This window comes from Paenibacillus sp. W4I10, assembly GCF_030816325.1.
GTDB lineage: Bacteria > Bacillota > Bacilli > Paenibacillales > Paenibacillaceae > Paenibacillus > Paenibacillus amylolyticus_B.
In genome coordinates, this window is record NZ_JAUSXX010000001.1 from 4,597,835 (window position 1) to 4,619,856 (window position 22,022).

General features: G+C 47.1%; 18 protein-coding genes and 1 pseudogene. 10 read left to right on the top strand and 9 right to left on the bottom strand.

All coding sequences use genetic code 11. The features are described from left to right. Positions 1 to 53: 53 nt before the first annotated feature. The 5 genes from QF049_RS20605 to QF049_RS20625 form a co-directional block, all read right to left on the bottom strand. Positions 54 to 992, bottom strand: coding sequence for an anti-sigma factor (locus QF049_RS20605; RefSeq protein ID WP_307540183.1), 939 nt, complete (start codon positions 990 to 992; stop codon positions 54 to 56). Further along, entirely contained in the window at positions 989 to 1,585 is a 597-nt protein-coding gene (locus QF049_RS20610; RefSeq protein WP_307540185.1) for an RNA polymerase sigma factor, read from the bottom strand. The genes QF049_RS20605 and QF049_RS20610 overlap by 4 nt, the downstream gene beginning before the upstream one ends. 1,112 nt (positions 1,586 to 2,697) lie before the next feature. Then, positions 2,698 to 3,009, bottom strand: coding sequence for a hypothetical protein (locus tag QF049_RS20615; protein ID WP_307540187.1), 312 nt, complete (start codon positions 3,007 to 3,009; stop codon positions 2,698 to 2,700). 263 nt (positions 3,010 to 3,272) lie between these two features. Beyond that, complete coding sequence (locus tag QF049_RS20620) at positions 3,273 to 3,380, bottom strand: YjcZ family sporulation protein (protein WP_307540189.1); 108 nt, start codon at positions 3,378 to 3,380, stop codon at positions 3,273 to 3,275. A gap of 43 nt (positions 3,381 to 3,423) precedes the next feature. Beyond that, on the bottom strand, positions 3,424 to 3,528 hold the full coding sequence (locus QF049_RS20625; RefSeq protein ID WP_017690880.1) for a hypothetical protein: 105 nt from the start codon (positions 3,526 to 3,528) through the stop codon (positions 3,424 to 3,426). Between the two features lie 441 nt (positions 3,529 to 3,969). Between QF049_RS20625 and QF049_RS20630 the strand changes: the two genes are divergently transcribed. Then, positions 3,970 to 5,094, top strand: coding sequence for a PsbP-related protein (locus QF049_RS20630; protein WP_307540191.1), 1,125 nt, complete (start codon positions 3,970 to 3,972; stop codon positions 5,092 to 5,094). Between the two features lie 95 nt (positions 5,095 to 5,189). Here the strand turns inward: QF049_RS20630 and QF049_RS20635 are convergent. Further along, positions 5,190 to 5,363, bottom strand: a pseudogene (locus QF049_RS20635) (thiamine-binding protein); the annotation flags it as partial. Between the two features lie 245 nt (positions 5,364 to 5,608). Here QF049_RS20635 and QF049_RS20640 point away from each other — a divergent pair. After that, on the top strand, positions 5,609 to 6,130 hold the full coding sequence (locus QF049_RS20640; RefSeq protein WP_256720230.1) for a stalk domain-containing protein: 522 nt from the start codon (positions 5,609 to 5,611) through the stop codon (positions 6,128 to 6,130). Between the two features lie 135 nt (positions 6,131 to 6,265). Here QF049_RS20640 and QF049_RS20645 read toward each other — a convergent pair whose 3' ends face one another. Next, positions 6,266 to 6,592 (bottom strand): MTH1187 family thiamine-binding protein, encoded by a 327-nt coding sequence (locus QF049_RS20645; protein ID WP_307540194.1) that lies wholly within the window; start codon positions 6,590 to 6,592, stop codon positions 6,266 to 6,268. 774 nt (positions 6,593 to 7,366) lie between these two features. Here QF049_RS20645 and QF049_RS20650 point away from each other — a divergent pair. From QF049_RS20650 to QF049_RS20665, 4 genes are all read left to right on the top strand, one after another. After that, positions 7,367 to 9,700, top strand: coding sequence for a ribonucleoside-diphosphate reductase subunit alpha (locus QF049_RS20650; RefSeq protein WP_124117865.1), 2,334 nt, complete (start codon positions 7,367 to 7,369; stop codon positions 9,698 to 9,700). 192 nt (positions 9,701 to 9,892) lie between these two features. After that, complete coding sequence (locus QF049_RS20655) at positions 9,893 to 10,924, top strand: ribonucleotide-diphosphate reductase subunit beta (RefSeq protein ID WP_062837278.1); 1,032 nt, start codon at positions 9,893 to 9,895, stop codon at positions 10,922 to 10,924. Positions 10,925 to 11,136: 212 nt separating this feature from the next. Beyond that, entirely contained in the window at positions 11,137 to 12,081 is a 945-nt protein-coding gene (locus QF049_RS20660) for an SMI1/KNR4 family protein (protein ID WP_307540200.1), read from the top strand. Positions 12,082 to 12,102: 21 nt separating this feature from the next. Next, positions 12,103 to 13,137, top strand: coding sequence for a phosphotransferase family protein (locus tag QF049_RS20665; protein WP_307540201.1), 1,035 nt, complete (start codon positions 12,103 to 12,105; stop codon positions 13,135 to 13,137). A gap of 128 nt (positions 13,138 to 13,265) precedes the next feature. Here the strand turns inward: QF049_RS20665 and QF049_RS20670 are convergent, their stop codons facing one another. Both QF049_RS20670 and fosB read right to left on the bottom strand, forming a co-directional pair. After that, positions 13,266 to 15,077 carry a S9 family peptidase gene (locus QF049_RS20670; protein ID WP_307540203.1) on the bottom strand — a complete coding sequence of 604 codons (1,812 nt, stop codon included), beginning with the start codon at positions 15,075 to 15,077 and terminating at the stop codon, positions 13,266 to 13,268. Between the two features lie 141 nt (positions 15,078 to 15,218). Next, positions 15,219 to 15,638, bottom strand: coding sequence for a metallothiol transferase FosB (gene fosB, locus QF049_RS20675; RefSeq protein ID WP_124117873.1), 420 nt, complete (start codon positions 15,636 to 15,638; stop codon positions 15,219 to 15,221). Between the two features lie 155 nt (positions 15,639 to 15,793). Here fosB and QF049_RS20680 point away from each other — a divergent pair, with 155 nt between their 5' ends. The 4 genes from QF049_RS20680 (at position 15,794) to QF049_RS20695 (ending at position 21,503) form a co-directional block, all read left to right on the top strand. Beyond that, positions 15,794 to 16,693 (top strand): glucose 1-dehydrogenase, encoded by a 900-nt coding sequence (locus tag QF049_RS20680; protein ID WP_036607429.1) that lies wholly within the window; start codon positions 15,794 to 15,796, stop codon positions 16,691 to 16,693. A gap of 124 nt (positions 16,694 to 16,817) precedes the next feature. Next, positions 16,818 to 18,428, top strand: a complete 1,611-nt coding sequence (locus QF049_RS20685) for a gamma-glutamyltransferase family protein (protein WP_307540206.1) — start codon at positions 16,818 to 16,820, stop codon at positions 18,426 to 18,428. A gap of 388 nt (positions 18,429 to 18,816) precedes the next feature. Next, on the top strand, positions 18,817 to 19,824 hold the full coding sequence (locus tag QF049_RS20690) for a BMP family lipoprotein (RefSeq protein WP_307540208.1): 1,008 nt from the start codon (positions 18,817 to 18,819) through the stop codon (positions 19,822 to 19,824). A 26-nt stretch (positions 19,825 to 19,850) separates the two neighbouring features. After that, the gene (locus QF049_RS20695) at positions 19,851 to 21,503 is read left to right on the top strand and encodes a methyl-accepting chemotaxis protein (RefSeq protein WP_307540210.1); all 1,653 of its coding nucleotides are present in this window, start codon (positions 19,851 to 19,853) and stop codon (positions 21,501 to 21,503) included. The last annotated feature ends 519 nt before the right edge of the window (positions 21,504 to 22,022 follow it).

A 22,022-nucleotide genomic window follows, 5' to 3' on the forward strand; every position in this document is an offset into this window, starting at 1 on the left:
AACACAAAAAGGCTGCTCCACGACGGAGCAGCCTTTGGTGATATGTCCTATATTTATCCTTTAATCTTGGCAGCCAGAATCATCGTACCGCGCGGCTCATCTCCCATTGCATCCGGTTCAAGCGTGATGGCAACCGTATCATAGTCGTTGGCCGAATCCAATGTGTAATATACCGCTCCCGTTCCGTCACGACTAAGGAAAGTACCCGCATTCTGAGGGGTATCTCCTTTGATCAACCAGACCTGAAAGGCCTCGTTGCCTTCCAGGTTCGGCAGGTTCTCAGCCTGCACAACCAGGTGAGTGCCTTTGCTGTCAATAACGATGGTTGCGAGACCTTGAGCTACAATGTCCTGCGTTGCAGGATTCAGCTTCACTGCCTCGCCAGTCTGCATGCCCTGTGCAGGCTTCAGAGCTGATGCCAGCTGCTCCTGCAGCTGCGCATTCTGCGCCTGTGCCTGCACCAGCTGCTCTTGCGCAGCCGACGAGCCCGCCGCTTGCTGCGTCAGCGAGTCGATCTTGCTCTGCAGCTGCGCCGTGTACACGCCCAGCAACAGTGCCGCGGCCGCAAGGCCGGCACTGGCTATGCGCCAGGCGCTGCTGCTGCGCGCACGCGCGCGCGCTTGTGGCTGCCATGGCTGTGCCTGGGCAGCCTCTTCCACCCGGGCCGCACGTTTGTGCTGCGGCGCAAGATCCTCCTGAAGCACCACGGGTGCTTCAGGCTCTGCAGGAGCAGCCGCTGGCTTCGCCTCGGCGCTCTCCTGCACATGTCCGAGCACGTTGCCCAGCACACGTGCTCGCATGCCTGGCGGCGGTGCTACAGGTTCCGCCGCAAGTGGCAGGAAGCCAGTCACTTCCTGCAATTCCCTTACCTCCTGGCGGCAAGGTTCGCAAGTTGCCATATGCGCTTCAAACGCCGCCACTTCCTCTGCTTCCAGTCCGCCCAGCACATACATCGGTGCCAGATCAGACCACTCCTCATGTCGTTCTATCATGGATGTATGCCCTCCTTTCCCGCGTCCGGATGCAATTCAGCATCGGCCAGCAACTTTTGGAGCTGTCGCATGGCAAGCCTGACACGGCTCTTTACTGTACCCAGCGGAATCCCGAATCGGCTGGATACTTCCTGCTGGGTTAATCCCGCATAATAAATCGATTCTATAACTTGTTGCTGATCACCGTTCAATTGGGACAACGCCTCTTTAATCCGGGTACCTTCCCATTTACGCTGCACTTCTTCTTCCGTGTTTGTATCTTCATCGGCATAGGCCGCCAGTGTCTCGTGTTCAACTGAAGTAGTCGCTGCCCCTTTTGATTTCCGCCTCAGCATGTCCACTGCAATGTTACGCGTAATCGCAAACATCCATGTGGTCAGCTTCCCCTGTGAGGCATCGTAACGTTCAGCATTATTCCAGACCCGCATAAAAAGTTCCTGAACGGTCTCTTCTGCCGTCATGGGATCACCAACGATCCGGTATGCAAAAGAATACACCGCTCGCTCATAACGATCATATAAAAGCTCCAGTGCGGAGGCATCACGTTCCGCGATCTGCCGCATTAACCTGCTGTCCTCCATCGATTCAGTCATGCGAGGGCCCCTTTCTGTTTCTTCCCTCTTATTATAACCTACGCAGAATCTTTTGAAGAGGATTACCCCTGTGAAGAAATAGTCTGAAAAATTTTCTGTATCTTTTCAAACTAACCTTTCACTTTTTAACATAAAAACAGTCCGAATACATGTTGCTCTGGTCGCGCTTTCCTTTTTATTGCAGAAAATTACAACCTGTGGTATACTATAAAAGTTGTATTAAACAACCTCATATGATTTCTGTCTTCTTTAAACCCCGGAATATTTTCTTCATGCTGCGACCGCAGCGAATTTTTAAGCACAACTAACCTATGAAGATTGAAGAACCTGAATCACAATAACCCGGTAGTACAGAGTTTCACAAGATGTTCCCATTCACACTGGCGCGGTCATCGGAGCCGCAAGGACAAAAGAGAGGTAGGGCTTTTGTTGTTTTGGATATCACTTATTCTTGAGAAGATTGAAAACATACACAAAACACCCGGAATTGGGTTCCGGGTGTTTATCCATGTCTACATACACATTTCAGCATCATCCACAGACTATCGGACACCGTTCCTTCATTGAGAAAAGTCTTCCTTTCACTTATCAGACTAGCCAGATATATTCGGTTCTGCTTTTAAAACTTTTCCGTTCTCCCACTGACTGCACTCCTGGATACTTACTTCCTTACTTCTCCAATTGTGCAACTAACCTCGGTTCCTAAAGCAAATGTTTACGCTCACCAGATGCTAACGAATCCTGCACAACTTATATTGAGGATTTCTGGTGCTATGTAAAATCTAACGAATCTCAGCCACGTTAATCCATGTCACTTCATGAATATAGGCTCCAAACATGCCCAGATTGAGGAAATAAGGTGTCTACGATTCGTTAAACTTGTGAAATGGCAAAAATGCATGGAATAGCGTCTGTGGAATTCGTTAAAGAAAGTAATCCCAACGCTCCTTCACTTCTAATAAAAAAAGGACACCGCAGGATGAAATCCTACGCCGTCCCTTTCTGAATCATAGGTACGTTTTGCCCCAACATGGAACTCAAACTCGGAGTTTATTTAGAGCACCTATCATAACGATCCACGATCAGCAAAGTCTCCTTGCACTCACAATTACTTAGATAAACATCGTTTTGGAGATGATGACCAGCAAGATGAACAGTACGAGGATCGTACCCATGGAACCCCAGCTTCCGCCGCCATGACCATAGGATACTCCATAACCCTGTTGATAACCGTGCATCATTGGAGCCTGATTGGCATGGTGTCCGTATCCATAGCCATATCCCATTGGCATTGTTCCACAACCATATCCATACCCATGCATTTCATGACCTGTGTATTGGTATCCTTGCATATGCTCATAACCTCCCATATGTCCGTATACGTGTCCCTGTCCGTTCGGTGAATTCGGTTTTACTTCGCTCATTGTTCATTCCTCCTTAACATTTGCCTACACCCCTAAGCTATGTATTCAGCCTACCTCTGGACCGGGCTATCGCCCTCATTTTGACAAAATGGGCGTTTAGCCATTAGTTACCTTCCCCATTTTCCAAGCATGCGCCGTCATTCCATTACTTGAATTCCACCAATTCTTCCGTTCAACCACACGCTATCTTATCTTCCTGGCTCTCCACCATGCTTGTCCTCTAGAAAAAAAACCCCACCGGTTGCCCGGCAGAGCTCGTCATATTATACCCAGAAAGATTTAGTGATGATTACGAGAAGAATGAACAGAACCAGGATTGCTCCAGTCGATGTCCAGCCGCCGTATCCTCCGCCTTCAACTACGTTGCTCATGTAGAACCCTCCTTTACGAATATATTAGGGTCCAAGCGGTTTATTAGATCAAGAATGCTTTAGAGATGATGACCAACAAGATAAAGAGAACCAAGATCGCGCCAGTCGATGTCCATGCGCCGCCGTATCCACCTACTACTCCACTCATGTAAACCCCTCCTTTGATTTGAGGTACAGTTCACTATATGCACCAATCACACATGGGACCGGGCTCAGGTCGAAAATGGGCTGTTTTTTTCCACCGACGATTCGTTAATTGCACCTACATAAAGGGTTAGTTCTTAAGTCTGAAAGTTATGTTCAAATACATTTAAGTCATACTTAAATCTCACGGTTATATCCATCAAATGTATGTACTATCGTTCAAAACGGATACCAATACGGTATATTATTAGCTTCTAACTTGTTAAATACAGATAAATTACCTTTTTAGTAATTATGAATACTGAAATCTTTATTTATGTTATTATTTTACTAACAAAGTAGAAAGGAGTTTCTATGCCCACCACCTAAACTAGATTACACACGAAATGATGACCTTAGAAAAAATCCCAACCGATGGGAAGCACATTAGGAGAAATTAGACATAATGAAGAAACTTATTACGATTTTGGCATTAGCCACATTGCTTAGTGCTTGTGGTAATTCAGAAACAAACACAATAGCCGATAGCAAAACTTCGGAACCAACCAAGGCAACTGAAACTGTCTCAACAGAAGCAAAAGCTACGAAATACACTACATATAGTGGAGAAGGATTTTCTTTTGCATATCCTGAATCCTGGAAAAGCGTAGATACAAGTCAAATGAATGTTCCATCCATTAAAGCTGCTTTTTCAGACCAATCTTCATCAGCCACATTTGCAGATAATATTAATCTGACGATTGAGGCCAGCTCAACCGGCTCAATCAATCCTGAAGAATACGCTAATAACATAGTTGATTATTACACACAAAACGGTTCAAGCATCGGCATTTCCGATTATAAAAAAACCAGCTACACGAACAAGCCTTATAAAGAATATAGCGCGGGTGTCTTGGAAGGAGCCTATAAACACACCTCGGGTACAGATGTTGTCCTTGTCCAATATCTGATTCCGACCAATACAGAACTCTATACCATGACGTTAACCTACGCCAAGGATACTTATAATCAGGATGAGATCAAAGATATCCTTGATTCCCTGAGCATTACTGCTCCTCTGGAGCAAACAGCAACAACTGCAACGACTGGAAATACATCTGCCACAGCATCAGCTGCGGATTTCTTTAATGAGTTAACTCCCTACATTACAGAAGACACAGCCTTTATGGAGCAGGCATCTTATGATTTCTTTGGTAAACATAACGATGTATTCCCGGCCATTACGACAGAACTAAGCAAAAAGGTACAGGGGCTCGTTGACTCCAATGTAACGACCCGTCATCTGAATAAAAATGTAGCCAACTATTACAATACTTTCGTACAAGTTAACGGGGAAATCATTTCCGTTGAAGAAGATAGCTCTCTCGGAGCAACTTTCTCTATCGTTCATGTCATGGATGAGAACGGAAACGATATTATAGCGTTATATCCTGCAACGACCGGAGATTTGCTTGATGGTGATTTTGCCACTGTTATCGGTGCTCCAATTACCAACTTCTCTTTTGAAAATGTTGGCGGTGGTTACACCAACGCCACTTTGATTGGAGCCTCATTGGTAGTTGCAGATTAATTAAAATGTTAAATGAGTATACAAAAAGGCCAGCTCTTTAAAAGACTGGTCTTTTTGACATTCGATTTAGGGATATAGAGTATTTAAATTAGGAATTAATTAGGTCTTGCCTGAAGTGACGACAGCTTATCCTGAACCGATTGTAACTTCTGTATACTTGAGGCATCCGGTTTATCACGACGGTCGTCAATTTTGACGGATGTGGAAACACGCTGAGCTCCTGACAAAAACGGCGCTTCATGCAGAGCCGCAATTGCTGTAAAGATCTCGTTAAGCGTGTCTTCGCTATTATTGCCTAATCCCCTATTCATGATCAAATTCATGATTAAAGATTGTATTAATTTACATCTTTATTATAATTCCATATTAATTGTTCAAATTATCTGTGGTTCAGCAAAATTTTGAGTCGTAAGAAGCAAAAAAATAATAATTTCTGCCCGTGTCAACGCTTCCTAATTAGGGTATTATTCTCAGGTATAATACATTTACATAGGAGTTGATGATCAAGGTGAAAATGAAAAAGGTTATCGTTGCTTTATCTATAGGGATGTTGGTTGGTTCTTCTTCAATGGCTGTGGCGGCTACCTCACAAAAAGTTCAAGCAACTTTGGCAAACTTCAAAGTTATTGTTAACGGTCAGTCCAAAACTGTCACGTCAGATCAATTGCTTTATAAGGGCAATACGTATTTACAACTTCGTGAAGTTGCCAAGATTCTTGGCTATGAAGTTAACTACACCAGTGCGTCCCGTTCCATTGAGTTTTCTGCGAAGAGTCAATCTCAAGCAGATTGGATTAGCCTGATTGATCTATCCGCATCTAATGGATATAAAGTTGCTCTAAAAGGAGATTCGGCGGATGTTTACAACGTCTCAAAAAATCTAAAAACCATCCTTAGTGTCAACGCCAATGGTCTTAAGGAAAACGAGGAAAAAGTTGTGGCGGATCCCTCAGGTAAAACAATCCGCTACAAAAAATTACAGGGTTCCCTAGTTCTGAATCGTGGAGATCTAAAAAAAGCTGGTTTGATCCAATAGTCTAATAAAACAAAACAATCCTCGGTGAGAGAATTTCAACGAGGATTATTTTGTTTTTCTTTGTCGTAAAAATATCGATAGTTCCATTTCTAATAGTATGAAGAATTTGCTTCTCTTTTAGAACATGATTAATAGTTAATTGGGCCTTGCCTGAAGTGACGAAAGTTTATCCTGAACCGATTGTAACTTCTGTATACTTGAGGCATCCGGTTTATCACGACGGTCGTCAATTTTGACGGATGTGGAAACACGCTGAGCTCCTGACAAAAACGGCGCTTCATGCAGAGCCGCAATTGCTGTAAAGATCTCGTTAAGCGGTCCCTCAATAATGGTGCTCATGGAAGTTAACTGAAATGTAATGCCCCGTTGATGTTCCAATACCTTTTGCATGTCCGCCACATAACTGCTTAGACTCGTTGTACCCGTTCCGATTGGAATTACAGTCACTTCTGCTATTGCCATTTTGCTCCGCCTCCTCTGGGCCCCGTGAACAACCGCTGCCGCTGATTTTAGTCGATTTTTGACTATTTTTATTCTACCAGTTGAATACATTACAATTCAAACTGACGTGAAGACGTCATTCAAATTGTTCAAAAATTTTTTTTGATAAATCTTCAAATCTTCCAGTCCTTTTCCTTTGCGGATTCCCGGGTTAAATGGTATACTCGGAATTACGTTTTACTGGTTCTGCCCACTTTACAAACACAATATGTTGGGTTACAGTATGTTGACAGCTACAAAATGTAGTAACACTGGATTTCTCCGCTTCTAATAGTCACCTTCTGCAATCTCGCGAAAAACAGGATGAAATCACCTCCAAAGGCACGTCCCTGTAGGTGTAAATCGCTTTCTCGAAACAGAGTTGACACGGAGGTTAACGGGGCTGTTTGGACTGCATCCGGTATCCTCAAACTACAGGCACATCTGCATATAGACAAAAGCTTACATAAGCACTCTTTTCTGTCGATATCCTGAACCTCTAAGACAGTAAGGAAGCCAGAGCATCCATGGGCATTTTCAGCCGCGAGGCGGGAGAATGCTTTTTATATGAGCATGTTCTGCATTGTGCTGCTTTGTGCACCTCAAGTTGAGCGATTTAAGACATGAACTTGTCACCGCCGTTTCAGTCCGCAAAACGTAACCTATTTCTTTTTCTCACCGTAAGAAGACACTCAATTCTTTATATAAAGAATTTCTCCAATTTATCTCTTAAACATGCGAAAGCGAGGAATATTCATGCCACAAGTTGTGACCAAGCCGAACAACCGCCAGCTTGCCTTTGATGATATGCGCATCTCGGTATATGCCGACCGTATTCTGGAAGGACTGGACATGCTCGACAAGGAACGTCTGGTACGCGGGGTAAACAGCAAGCTCCGCCGTGATGAAGTTACCGGAGACGAAATCAGTAACGCTTTTATGATGAGCGCACTGGAACTGGTAACCAAAGAGGAGCCTAACTGGAAATTTGCAGCGGCACGCTCCCTGCTCACTTCCCTGTACAAAAAAGCGGCTACCAACCGCAGATACAAGTCTTATCCGGACGAGCCTTATGGCGCATTCCACCCGCTTCTTGTAGATCTCGTGAAAAAAGGCATCTACCGTGAAGAATTGCTGGAATGTTACACCAAAGAACAGATCGACGAACTTGCTGAATGCATTGACTACCGCAACGATCTGCTCTTCGATTACATCGGCTTGCTCACACTGGCAGAACGTTACCTCGCTCACGATTTTGACGGAAAAGTAATGGAGTTGCCTCAAGAGCGTTACATGGTTATCGCGATGTACCTGATGCATCAGGAGCCTGCTGAGAAACGTATGGATCTCGTTAAGGAAGCTTACTGGGCGATGAGCAACATGTATATGACAGCAGCTACACCTACGATGTCCAATGCCGGTAAAAAAGTAGCTGGACAGCTCTCAAGCTGCTTCATTGATACCGTAGACGATTCACTTGAAGGTATCTTCGATTCCAATACCGATGTAGCACGTCTGAGCAAAATGGGCGGTGGCATCGGCGTTTACCTCGGTAAAGTAAGAGCACGCGGATCGGATATCCGTGGACACAAAAACACAAGTTCCGGTGTAATCCCTTGGATTCGCCAACTGAACAATACAGCGGTCAGCGTAGACCAGCTTGGTACACGTAAAGGTGCCATTGCCGTATATCTGGATGTCTTCCACAAAGACATTCTGGCGTTCCTCGATCTGAAGCTGAACAACGGTGACGAGCGGATGCGTGCTCATGACGTATTCCACGGAATCTGTCTGCCTGACTTGTTCATGGAGCGGGTATCCAGCCGTGGCGAATGGAGCTTGTTCTGCCCGCACGAAACTAAGAAAGTGATGGGTTGGAAAGACGAGAACGGTCGTCCACTCGGACTGGAAGATTTCTATGATGAGTCCTTTGGTGCAGGTGCGTTCCGTGAGAAATACGAAGAAGCGGTCAACCACCCGCTATTGTCCCGTATCACCGTTCAGGCGATTGATATTATGAAACGTGTGATGAAGTCCCAGCTCGAAACAGGCACACCTTACATGTTCTACCGGGATACCGTTAACCGTGCGAACCCGAACCGTGCACATGGTATGGTCTACTCTTCCAACCTTTGTACCGAGATCATGCAGAACCAATCTGCCACTGTAGTAGAAAAGGAAGAACTCGTAACCAAGGATGGACAAACTCGTATCGTGATTTCCAAAGTGCCTGGCGACTTTGTTGTCTGCAACCTGAACTCCATTCACTTGGCACGTGCCGTGCCTCACAATGTACTGGAGCGTCTGGTACCGATTCAGGTACGTATGTTGGACAATGTTATCGACATTAACAACATCGAAGTGCTGCAAGCCCAATACACCAACAGCCAATATCGTGCAGTCGGTCTGGGAACATTTGGACTTCACCATCTGCTTGCCCTCGAAGGCATTCGCTGGGAGTCTGATGAAGCGGTAACGTATAACGATAATCTGTACGAAAAAATTAACTACCTGCTTGTGAAAGCCAGCATGGAGCTGTCCAAAGAAAAAGGACATTATCCGAAATTCAAAGGTTCCGATTGGGAAAGTGGTCACTACTTCGACCAACGCGAGTACACGTCAGGTGAGCGCGTAGGCGAGTTTGTAACAACCGAACAGTGGAAAGAACTGCAAGCTGAAGTACGACAAAACGGTGTACGTAATGCCTGGATGTTCGCCATTGCACCAAACGGTTCCACGTCCATCATTGCCGGCTCTACGGCCAGCATTGACCCGCTCTATGAGCTGTTGTCTTATGAAGAGAAAACAACATACAAGATTGCCAATCCGGCACCTGATCTGTCCGAAAAAACGATCTGGTATTACAAAACGGCATTCATGGTCGATCAACATGCTTCCATCAATATGGCTGCTGCCCGTCAGCGCCACGTCGATCAAGGACAGAGCTTCAACCTGTATGTTCGTCCGGATATCAAAGCAACGGAATTCCTGGAACTGCACTTGCACGCTTGGAGAGCCGGCATGAAATCGACGTATTACGTTCGTAGCCGGGCATTAACCATTGAAGAATGCGATTCTTGCGCAAGCTAAGTTTTATCCGTGATAGAGAAGATTAACTAGATTCACGATGACCACCAGGGCATCCTGTTTTGATTGCAAAATGGCGTTGCCCTGGTTCTTTTTTGCCTAAAACACGATCACAGCATCGCAAGATGTTGATATAGATGATTTCCCAAAGTTCTGTCGGCAGAACATTATGAAATTTCAAGGAGTGAACGGACTATGCAAGTACAGAAAATTTTCAACACCGAAGCCCCTAACCAATCAACCCGTATTATTGAAGGTGAATGCTCCGGTATCCTGAACTGGAATGACATTCGCATGCCTCATATGTACAAATTGTACAAAGTACTGCTGCTCAACCACTGGATCGCAGACGAGATTCCAATGTCCAAAGATGCTTCCCAGTTTGCTCAACTGGACGAGGAAGAGCAACGTACATTTAAAATCAACATCTCCCTGCTCGCGGTACTTGATTCCATGCAGACGATGTTTGTGGGTGACGTAAAACGTTACTTTACCGATTCTTCCCTCGAAGCGATCTCGGCCATTATCGGACAACAGGAAGTTGTTCATAACCAATCGTATTCCTACGTCCTCTCTTCCATCGTATCCGATCGGGAGCAAAAGGAAATTTTCGAATACTGGAAACATGATCCGGTACTGCTCGACCGCAACCGTTTCATTGCTGATATCTATCAGAACTTCCGGGACGAGCCGTCTCCACAGACGTTCTTCCAGGCTATGGTAGCCGATCTGGTACTCGAAGGTATCTTCTTCTATAGTACGTTTGCCTTCTTCTACAACCTGGCCCGTGACCAGAAAATGATGGCAACCAGCCAGATGATCTCGTATATCCAACGCGATGAAAACCAACACTGTTACTTCTTCGCTGAAGTGTACAAACAGTTGCTGGTAGACTTCCCTGAACTGAACACACCTGAGAACATGGACTACGTATACAAAACAATCCATCGTGCTGTTGAGCTTGAAACCAACTGGGCACATTACACACTCAGTAACGTGCGTGGTATTGACCTGAACGAGTTGGAAGATTATATCAAGTACATCGCCAACAAACGTCTGCGTCTGATGGGTATGGAAAAAGCGTATGAAGGTGTGGACGTAAACTGCATGCCTTGGATCAAACCATTCTCTGATGAAGCATTAAATGCAACCAAAACAGACTTCTTCGAAGCTAAATCCCGTAACTACGGTAAAGTTGGCGACGATAACGGATTTGACGATTTGTAAAATCTTCTGATCGAGTATCTACTATTTGAGTATATCCGGTATAAATAAACACAAATTAAAGCACTCCCTTTGATAGAATGCCTTCATGGCTATCTGCATGCGGGAGTGTTTTTTTGTCTCTTAACCTTGTAAGATAGTTTTGAAAGAGATTCATACCCTTCTACGGAAGTGAGGCCTAATCATGGAAAAAAGAACTGCTGGAACAAATCAACTTGTGGCATGAGCAGGACCAATTCAGTCTCATTATTGAACGTATTGAACGAATCCCCGTCTCAGAGCGGGATTATGATCTGATTGGTCAACTCGCCAGAGCCTATAACAATGACACACGTTACCGCGAAGCCATCCAACATTTGTTGTCTGTCAAGGAGCAAGGGGTAAACGATCCGCTCTGGCAATACCGCTTGGGGTACGCCTACTGTTATATCGCCAACTATGAACAAGCACTTTTGGCTTTTGAGAGAGCGGACGAACTCATGCCTCACGATGAATCTACCTTGGAATTCCTTCGTCAGATTCGTCCCGAAGCGGACAAGATGCGTCGAGATCGGCGGCGTCATGAAGAGGAGCTTGTCGCACTCGAGCAGAGCGGGGCACAGAACCATCTAAGAGCTGCTTCAGGGACTTATGATCCTGCGACATTCTGGAAGCAGAGTGATTATGCACGGGACAACCATGTATCGGCTCCCTTTGACGAAGCAGAAATTGTGTCGATTGAGCAAGAACTGGGTTACAAGTTGCCCGCTTCCTATATTCATCTGATGAATACGCAGAACGGCGGTATCCCTGCGCTCACTGTATTTCCAACCAAAGAAGCGACTTCCTGGGCTGAGGATCACATTGCCATTTCAAGCATTATGGGAATTGGACACGATAAAATATACGCACTCGCTGGTGAGCTGGGAAGTCGGTTCATGATCGAGGATTGGGGATACCCCGACCTGGGGATTGTGATCTGTGATTGTCCATCCGCTGGTCATGATGTCGTTATGCTGGATTATCGCTTCTGCGGCCCTGAAGGTGAACCCTGTGTAGTTCATGTAGATCAGGAAAATGATTATGAGATTACATATCTTGCGCCAAATTTTGAAGCTTTCATCCGTGGATTGGTCGATGAGGATACGTATGACCTGTCTGACGAAGAGAATGAGGACTAAAACCCAGGAGGGTCCGGCCATATGACAACCCGTATATATTTTGGTTCCAATCAACTTGGCGAAGTGGCCGCAGTTCCATTGCAGGATGCACTGAATGAGCTTGACCTGGGAACCCTTGAAGATTATCGACGAACAGACAAAGGTGTTATGGGTCAGACACTGCTCATTCGCTCTTCCCGTGGAGAGTATATTCTGAAAGGCAATCCTTTATATGCAGGACAGTTACAGGAAGAAAAGTTCTTTGTAGAACAACTGGCAAAACATACGTCCATTCCTGTCCCTGATCCATATTTATTACAGGAAGATACCCATCTGCTAGGCTGGAGTTATGCCATAATGCCGCGCCTGCCCGGGAATCACCTGTATGATCCAGCATTCCAGGCTTCGTTGTCACAACAAGATCAGGAAGAGATTGCCTGTATGTTTGCCCATACTTTGGCTGAACTGCACCGCTGGAAGGTGCCTGATGCTGGGGAATATGACCCTGTAGCGCAGCAAATTGTTTCCTTTGCAGGCGATTATCTGGACTGGTTGTACGGAACCATTCGTCACTGGTTACATGATGCTGAACAGTACTCGGTGATTACGGATGAAGATGTTCAGTGGGTGGACGAGCAATTCAAGAATGCTGAACCGGCATTTCGTTCCAAAGCTGTTCCGTGTTTTGTTATGGGAGACTTCAAGGTCGAGAATATTCTGATTCAAAATCTGGACGACCGTTCTTCAGGGTGGCAGATTAGTGGTCTGTTCGATTTTACAACCGCCTATTTCGGAGACGGTACGGCCGACCTAACCAAAATATCCACCAGGTATGTTCGTGAGGGTCAACCAGAACTGGCCGCACAGTTCCTTCGCTGCTACCGGGATCTGGTCTGTGCAGCAGATGAAGAGAAATGCCAACACTTCCGCACACGGCTCCGCATGCACCTGCTCTATCAACGTATCTTGTGGTGGGGGGAAGCCAACGCGACAGGACAAGTGACGTGGGCAGCCGACCTGCCTTTTGCACAGTGGGCGGAGCAGTCCATCAATTCGATTGTCGCATTGTTAGATTAGTAGAATGTATCGTTCCATATATGTCGCCCAACATCCGGGCGCACATATAAAACCGCCAGAGATCATCCTTGATCTTTGGCGGTTTTCCTCATCTCACTATATTTCGTTCAACGATGGAATCTCTCAACTTAAGTTTGTGCGACGGGAGATTCCTGATGTTTCTGCAAAAACTCCAGCATCCGGCGGTACACGAGAATCTCGTTTGTCTTTCTGGAGAAGCCATGGCCCTCATCATCCAGAACGATGTATTCCACATCAAGTCCCTTGGACTGGAGCGCAGCCACGATCTGATCGGATTCGGCCTTCACGACCCTTGGATCATTAGCACCCTGGATGACCAGCATTGGATTAACCATCTGATCGAGATACGTAATCGGTGAATCCTTCGTTAAACGTTCGCGGTCACGGACCGGATCACCCAGCCAGTTATCCATCATCGGCTTCCAGTCTTCCGGTACGGATTCCAGGAATGTGAACAGGTTACTAGGCCCAAAAATATCGACCGCAGCCCGGAACAGCTCCGGATGGCGACCTGCCAATAACAGGGTCATATATCCCCCATAACTACCCCCTACCACAAACAATCGCTCTGGCGAGGTGATTCCCTGATCAAACAACCAGTTAATACCGGCAACACAGTCCAGCCTTGGGCCCTCACCCCAATCACGCTCAACCATCTTGACGAATTCCGCACCATATCCGGTACTGCCCCGGAAATTCGGTGCAAAGACATGATAGCCCTGAGCGAGCATCATCTGGAACATCGGTCGAAAAAACTTCGCTTCGGATGCTTGCGGCCCACCATGAGGCCAAAATACCGTATAGCCATTGGCCTGCTCTGGTTTTGCTTTGAACAAGAGCGCTTCAATCTCCAGTCCGTCGTAGGAGTTATACCGAATAACGTCAGGGTACACGAGATCACTTGGGTGCAATCCGGTTACCCTATTGGCCGTCAGCGGTTCCCAGGAATCAGCACCTGCCATTTTGCGATAAATATTATGCGGCTGGATCGCTCCACGTCCGAGGATATACACATTGCCAGCCTTCGTAACGTTCACCTGCTCAATCGTATCCAGTGGCATCTCTATGCGCCGAGGCTCATCGGCATTTTTGCCCAATACGTACATACGATTCTCCGGCCCTGTAAGTGTCCAGAAATATAAGGTCTCGGAAGCCTGATGCCAGCGGATGAACTCCACATCTTCCCCTTCGATTCTGCACAATAAACGGAATTTGCGGGTATCGATACGGTACTCAGCCACATAGGCGTATGCGGAGTCATCATTGGTAATGAACAGTAGACGATTGTCATCTGCAAAAATCAGATCGGAAACCTGACTATGACGTTCTGAAGCTGGCAGAATCACCATTTCTTCATTGTTACGATACAGATGCGCCGTCTGATACGTATTGGAGTACATTTTTAAAATAACATAACTCTTCTCGTCAGGACTTACTGCAAACAGGCTGCTCGTAACCTCTTCTCCACTGTATAACAGTTCATCTTCCCCTGTCTCCAAATCGATGCGGCGTGAATTCAGATAATTTGGATTACCCGCGCTGGTAACATAATAGAGACGTTGTCCATCCTCGGACAACTCAGAGTAATAACAGCGATCATTTGGTTCCGCCGGAACCACAGGCAGTGGGACACCACCCTCAGGTGGAAGTGCATACAGATGATAGTTCTCATCTCCATCCCGATCAAACGCGGTAAGAAGATGACGTCCTTGCGGGTCTGCTTTAATAAATTGACTGCTCTGATTCAAGTACGTTAAAGGATACGGGTATCCACCAGGCAAATCCATTGCCCAAATATTCGGCTGACCGTTCAGATTGCTGTCCATGAACAAACGTTTCTCATCTGCCGATACGGCAAAATGCGAAATACGGTACGTCTGGAAATATTGCTCAACATCCGGTTTGGGGAACTGAATCATGACAAACCTCCTTGGAATTGAACCAATCAATTTAACATTGGTAAATTAAGGTACCATTTGTCCATATTATAGGTAATGCCATTGTTTAGACAATAGATATGTGAGTAATACTTTCGAATTTTCTCCATTTGCACATCAGACTCATGGATAAAAGGTCATATGAGCTTTGTCTTCACGGTAATAATCCAACCTTTGCTTCATCGTACCTGTATGCAGTTCGAACAGATGTCCATCCGGATCGGTGAAATATACAGAAGCTGCATCCCGCGGATCTCTTGGTCTTCCGGGAAGAATGTCCGCTCCGGCTGCTCGAAGTTGCTGCACAGATTCGTCGAACTCTTCTTCTTTGACAGTAAAAGCAATATGAGTATAGGTTCGTTCCGTATAATTGCGAATAACATCCTCCTGATTCAGGGCGATCCACAGACCGGCCAACTCGAAATAAGCCAGTTTGCGTCCTTTCACTTGAATTCGGGCACCGAGAGCCTGCTCATAAAAGGTAATGGACCGCTCCAGATTGGAAACGGAAAAGCACAAATGATTAATTCCTTGAATATTCATGTGGCTCCTGACACCTCCATCGATTTAAGGATCTATCCTTATTATGGTATATTTTGCGCAAAAAACAACCGCTGCGCCTCCTCCTCTCGCACATTCTTCTGGGCGAATGCATAGGTTATCCGTATCAATGAACGTTCGAGGAGGATGTAAAGCGAATGAATCCTGTCTATCCTTTTTATGGTGAGAAAACGGTGTGCAAGGAGCAAAAGCTGGCATTTCCACCCCAGCACCAGGACCAGCAACCCGGTCTGGAAACCCTGATGGTGCCTGAACCAATTAGTGAAGATCCTGCCTATATCGGCAGCTGCAAACTCCAAGGTAAGGTTGCCATTATTACGGGTGGTGACAGTGGAATTGGCCGGGCGGCCGCCATCGCTTTTGCCAAGGAAGGTGCGGATATCGTCATTGCTTATCTATATGAACGGACAGATGCCGAAAGGACTCGTGAACGGATCGAAGAACTGGGACAGCGCTGTCTCTTAATCGAGATTGATCTCCGCTTAAAGAAAAACTGTGAAGCCGTCATTCGCACAACCATGGAAACCTACGGGAAGATCGATATTCTGGTCAACAATCATGGCGTACAGTATGTGCAGCCAAGCATCGTTGATATTACGGAAGAACAGCTGTATCACACCTTTCAGACAAATGTGTTCGCCTATTTCTTTCTGATCCAGGCCGCTCTCCCCCATCTGTGCAGAGGTGCCTCCATCATCAATACGGCTTCCATTACGGCATATAAAGGTAATACCCAACTGATCGACTACTCTTCTACCAAAGGAGCCGTCGTATCGCTGACTCGTGTACTCGCCCAATCGCTCGCTGCACAGGGAATCCGTGTGAATTCCGTCGCCCCGGGACCCATCTGGACACCGCTCATCCCTGCCAGTTTCTCCGCTGAGGATGTGCAGGTATTTGGAACGGATACGCCTATGGGTCGGGCTGGTCAGCCTTACGAACTGGCGGCAGCTTATGTCTATCTCGCTTCCCGCGATTCATCCTACGTCACAGGTGAATGCATTCATGTAAATGGCGGCGATATGGTAACGACATAGGCTGGTGTCAGGTTGGATTTGGCGGGTGTGGCAGGATATCGGTTGTCCGGTTGCGAAGAGGGTTAGGAGTATGATCCGGTGATACCGGAGCCTGACATCTTGTGACAAGGAGCTGAACAACCCGATGAACTTCGATCCACTCTACCAACCGTACCCCTCTTACCGCGTACCTGTGTATGCGAAACAAGGCATGGTCGCCACGTCTCAACCATTGGCTGCACAAGCCGGTCTGGATGTATTGAAAAAAGGTGGCAATGCCATTGACGCCGCCATTGCAACCGCGGCAGCACTCACCGTGCTGGAGCCTACGTCCAATGGCATTGGTGGCGATGCTTTTGCCCTCGTCTGGACCGAGGGCAAACTGCATGGCCTGAATGCCAGCGGCCCTGCGCCTCAGGGCATATCCATTGAGGCGCTTCAAGCGGCAGGCTATACGGAGATGCCGAAGCTTGGGGTTGTTCCGGTGATGGTGCCTGGCGCACCGGCGGGTTGGGCTGAGCTGAGCCGCCGTTTTGGGCGGCTCACGCTGGCGGAAGCGCTGGAACCGGCCATCCGCTATGCGGAGGAAGGTTACCCGCTTGCGCCTGGGCTGGCCCGCCACTGGGCAAGGGCAGCCGAGATCTATGCACGCCAGGGTGATGCGGAAGCAGGGCGTGCGTGGTTTGAGACATTTGCTCCAGGCGGGCGTGTTCCCGCAGCTGGAGAGATGTGGCGCTCGCCGGATCATGCGGCGACTTTGCGCCAGATTGGCGAGAGCGAAGCGCGAGACTTTTACGAAGGAGAACTGGCAGAGCGCATTCATTCCTTTATGACAGAGCACGGTGGCTATTTGACTCTCGAAGATCTGAAGGCTTTCCAGCCCGAGTGGGTCGATCCCATCTCCGTCTCCTATCGTGGATACGATGTGTGGGAAATTCCACCGAATGGACAAGGATTGATTGCTCTGGCGGCGCTTAATCTGCTGAAAGGATATGAATTTGAAGAGAAAGAATCTGTTCAGGCGTATCATCAGCAGCTCGAAGCCATGAAGCTGGCGTTTGCCGATGGGGAGAAATATATTACTGAAGAACGCAAAATGGGTGTGACAGTGGAGGAACTGCTGTCCGAGGCATACGCGGAAGAACGGCGCAAACTCATTGGTGATACCGCACGTGCACCTGAAGCAGGCGATCCACGAGCAAGTGGAACGGTGTATCTGGCTACGGCTGATGGTGAAGGCAACATGGTTTCGTTTATCCAGAGTAACTATATGGGCTTCGGCTCTGGATTGGTTGTTCCGGGGACAGGCATTGCTCTGCAAAACCGCGGACATAACTTCTCACTGGACCCTAGTCATGCCAACGCCCTGGAGCCGGGCAAACGAACGTATCATACGATCATTCCGGGCTTCCTCACCCGTGGCAGCGAAGCGGTGGGGCCATTCGGTGTCATGGGTGGTTTCATGCAACCGCAAGGTCATGTGCAGGTGGTCATGAATACGATCGATTATCACCTGAACCCACAGGCCGCCTTGGATTCTCCACGCTGGCAGTGGACAAAGGGCAAAACAATTCTCGTGGAACCGGGTTTCCCGCAGCACATTGCACAGGCACTCGCCCGCAAAGGACATGATATTCAAGTGGCACTCGATCCATCCCAGTTTGGACGCGGTCAGATCATCTGGCGCAACCCGGACAATGGCGTATTATGCGGGGGTACGGAAACCCGAGCGGATGGCTCGATTGCGGCTTGGTAAGCTCATGTAATTTCCTTTATAAGGACAAGTACGGATATCACGATCCGCTTCTCATATCCGCTAGTTCATTTCAAAGACACAATAGAGATGATTCATGTGATCTCTGTTGTGTCTTTTTGTCTTTTTAAACTTTTAACGTCAGTAAACAACATACTGTAGTTATTTATGCTCCCTTTCAACCAGAGAAATGTAAAAATAATGTATAATTCATGAAAAGTATTTATTTTTTCGTAATTTTTCACTACATACCATAAATCACAGTGTCTTTCTGACCGATATAGATAAAGGGAAATCCTCACCATACGTGTCATCATGTACACGTCATTCCCTGGAGCTAAGGAATCACGCAAAACAGAAAAATGCGACTACAGAAATGAGGGTACCACATATGAAAACAAACAAGAACAGACGCGCAGGTCAAGGTCTCACCCTAATGATGATCCTGACGGTACTGATCCTGGGGGCATGTTCGGCCAATAATACAACAACGGCAACAGACACAATAACAAAGGTTGGGATCGTGCTTACGGAAGTAGGTCTGGGAGACCGCTCTTTTAATGATGCTGCTTTTGATGGACTGGTTCAGGCCAGAAATGAGAAAAGCATTGTCTTTGACTATCGTGAACCGGGCGACAATGCCGAAGCTGCATTTGAAGAGTTTGCGGAAGCCAAATTCGATCTGGTTATCGGCCTGAGTGATGCTGTCCAAGCGGATATGGAGAAAGTTGCAGCCAAATATCCTGACCAGCAGTTCCTCATGATTGACAGTCAGTCCGAACTGCCTAACATCGCCTCCATTTCATTCCGGGCGGAAGAAGGAAGTTATCTGGCAGGTGTTATTGCCGCTATGGCTTCAACGGAAGATCATGTTGGCTTCCTTGGTGGAATAGAGATACCGGTCCTTCGTAATTTCGAGCAAGGTTTTAAGCAAGGTGTTCTGGCTGTCAAGCCGGATGCAACCGTTGATGCCGTCTACGCAGGGGACTTCGGTAATGCCGATCTGGGTGAACAACTGGCTGCACAGATGATTCAGGAAAAGGGCGCTGACGTGATCTACGTTGCTGCCGGTCTCACAGGCGTTGGCGCACTGACGGAGATTCAGAAATTAGGGAAATATGCCATCGGTGTAGATACCGATCAATTCTTTTTGGCGGAGAAAGCCATTCTTACGTCCATGCTGAAAAATGTGGATGTCTCTATCTACAATGCCGTTAACACGTTTGTTCAAAACAATCATACCTTCCCTCAAAAGGAAATCGTGGAGGGGCTGGCGGAGAACGCCGTGGGTCTGACCGCACTACATAATATCACGCTCAGTGATGAACAACAGCAAACCTTCGAAGATCTGAAGGCAAAGATCTCTTCCGGTCAAATCAAAATTACGCTTGATCAATAACCCATCGGATACAAGGAGGTACGCACATGAAACTACAGGGAAAACTGATACTTAATGCTCTAATCTCGCTGCTCCTATGCCTTGCGCTGGTTGCTTATATCATCATGCAATTACTCGGTATGAATGCCAAAAATCAAAATCTGGTACCAGCCATGCTCAAGGTTAGTGAACTGAATGCCAATCAGATTCAGACCCAGCAGGCGCTGGATGTCTATTCGTTCTCCATGACAGCTGGGAATCAGGACGCTGTGCTCCGCTTGCTGGATGAAGGCCAAACGATGATTCAAGAACTTACGGACGGATTGCTGGAAACGGATCAGCAGCTACAACTTATACAGTCCATCGAGACCAAATTACAAGCTCTAAACCAGGGAGCCACCGAAGCGATGAGCGCGATGAACAGTGCGGAAGCGAAACGTTACAGCACTCGGGTTCGGGGTATACAGAATGATATCTATTCGTTAGATGAGATGACTCGGGATCGTTATGATCAATATACCGTCGATTTGGAACATGACATTCAGCAAACGTGGCAAGTCGCTCTCGGTGGAGCCATCATATTGCTCGTCGCCGTAATGTTGTTCAATATGTATACTTCACGGCAGATCGCCCGGCGTATTCGTACGCTCAAAAACGCCGCGGGACAAATTGCAGACGGTGACCTGACAGGACAATTGCCGGAAGCTCGGAGCAAAGATGAACTCGATGATCTGAGTCGCTCCTTCGGTATCATGACCCATAATATTCGCGGCATTATTCAATCGATCGGTGCAGCTGGTCATCGTGTCGATCTGATGGCGCAAGATATTGACCGTGGCAACGATACAGCCCAAGCGATCGTGCAGCAAGTATCCCGCACCACGGAGGAACTCTCGATTGGTAGTCAAAAGATTGCCGAGGATCTGAGTGAAACGGTGATGGTTGTGGACAAAATGCAGTCTACCTTCAATAGTAATCTGGAGGCTACCTCCCAATCGGTGATCGATGGTCGTGAAGTATTAACTACCGTTGAGGAAGGTAATAAGGCTGTAGCGGAGCAACTCCGGCTGGCCGAAGTGAATCGTATGGCGATGTCAGAGGTAGAACAAACGGTGCGGGAACTGGAAGAAAGCGCGGTTCGAATCACTACGATGACTGCGTATGTATCGGAGATTGCCAAGCAAACGACCATGCTCTCGTTAAATGCCTCCATAGAGGCTGCTCGCGCTGGAGAAGCCGGACGCGGCTTCGCTGTTGTTGCGGGCGAGGTGAACAAACTCGCCGAACAATCTGCGCAATCGGTCAAACATATCTATGCGGCTGTGGGCGAGATCACAACCTCCATGGACAAGGTGAAGAACTCTGTAGCACAGAGCATGCAGCTATTCGGCGAACAGGAACAAGCCACTGGCCAGACTCGTGAATCCTTCTCTGCCATTCGTGAAAGTGTGGAGCGCATTAGTACGGGTATCCACCAGCTTGCTGAGGACATGCAACACTCCAATGAACTCAGTACACAGGTGCAACAGGCCATTGAAAATATCAGTGCCATCACCGAGCAGTCGGCAGCCAGCAGTGAAGAAATCACCGCCTCCACGTCGGAACAACAACGTTCCTTCGCTGATGCAAGTATCAAGGTGAAGTCATTACGTGATATCAGTGCAGAGATGCATCAGGAACTGATGCGATTCCGGCTGTAAGCAGGATGCCGGAGAATTCGGACCGGACGTAGTTCGGATATAGTTTAGATGCAGGTTAGATGCAGATTATGGGCAGGTTATAGGCGAGCCAGGATCAGGTAGCGTGAACAAACAAATAAATAAAGGGGAGCCTCCGTCATGAATCATGACAGGACTCCCCTTTTCAGTAACTAATCGTTGTTTCATCTAACTAAACATTTACACGAAACACAGAGGACAGTAAGAACCTGAAGAAGCGGAACTAAAAGCTATCTGAAAAAAAGCCGCTTCGGAAGCATACGCTATCCCGGATTTCCCACTTTATAAAAGGAATAAAAAACTGGGGATAACAGCGATCGGAAGGTTGTTCTGTCACCGGAGTGTCCAGTGTAAATATTCTTTAGTTCAACTTATATAGATAACAAGGCATCAGCGATTCAGATCCAAACGTTTAACGAACCGTGTGGACCTTATTGGGCCATTAATTGCAGATTATAAAATTTAACGAATCTTAGGCACTCTATTTCCTAATTTAGTCCG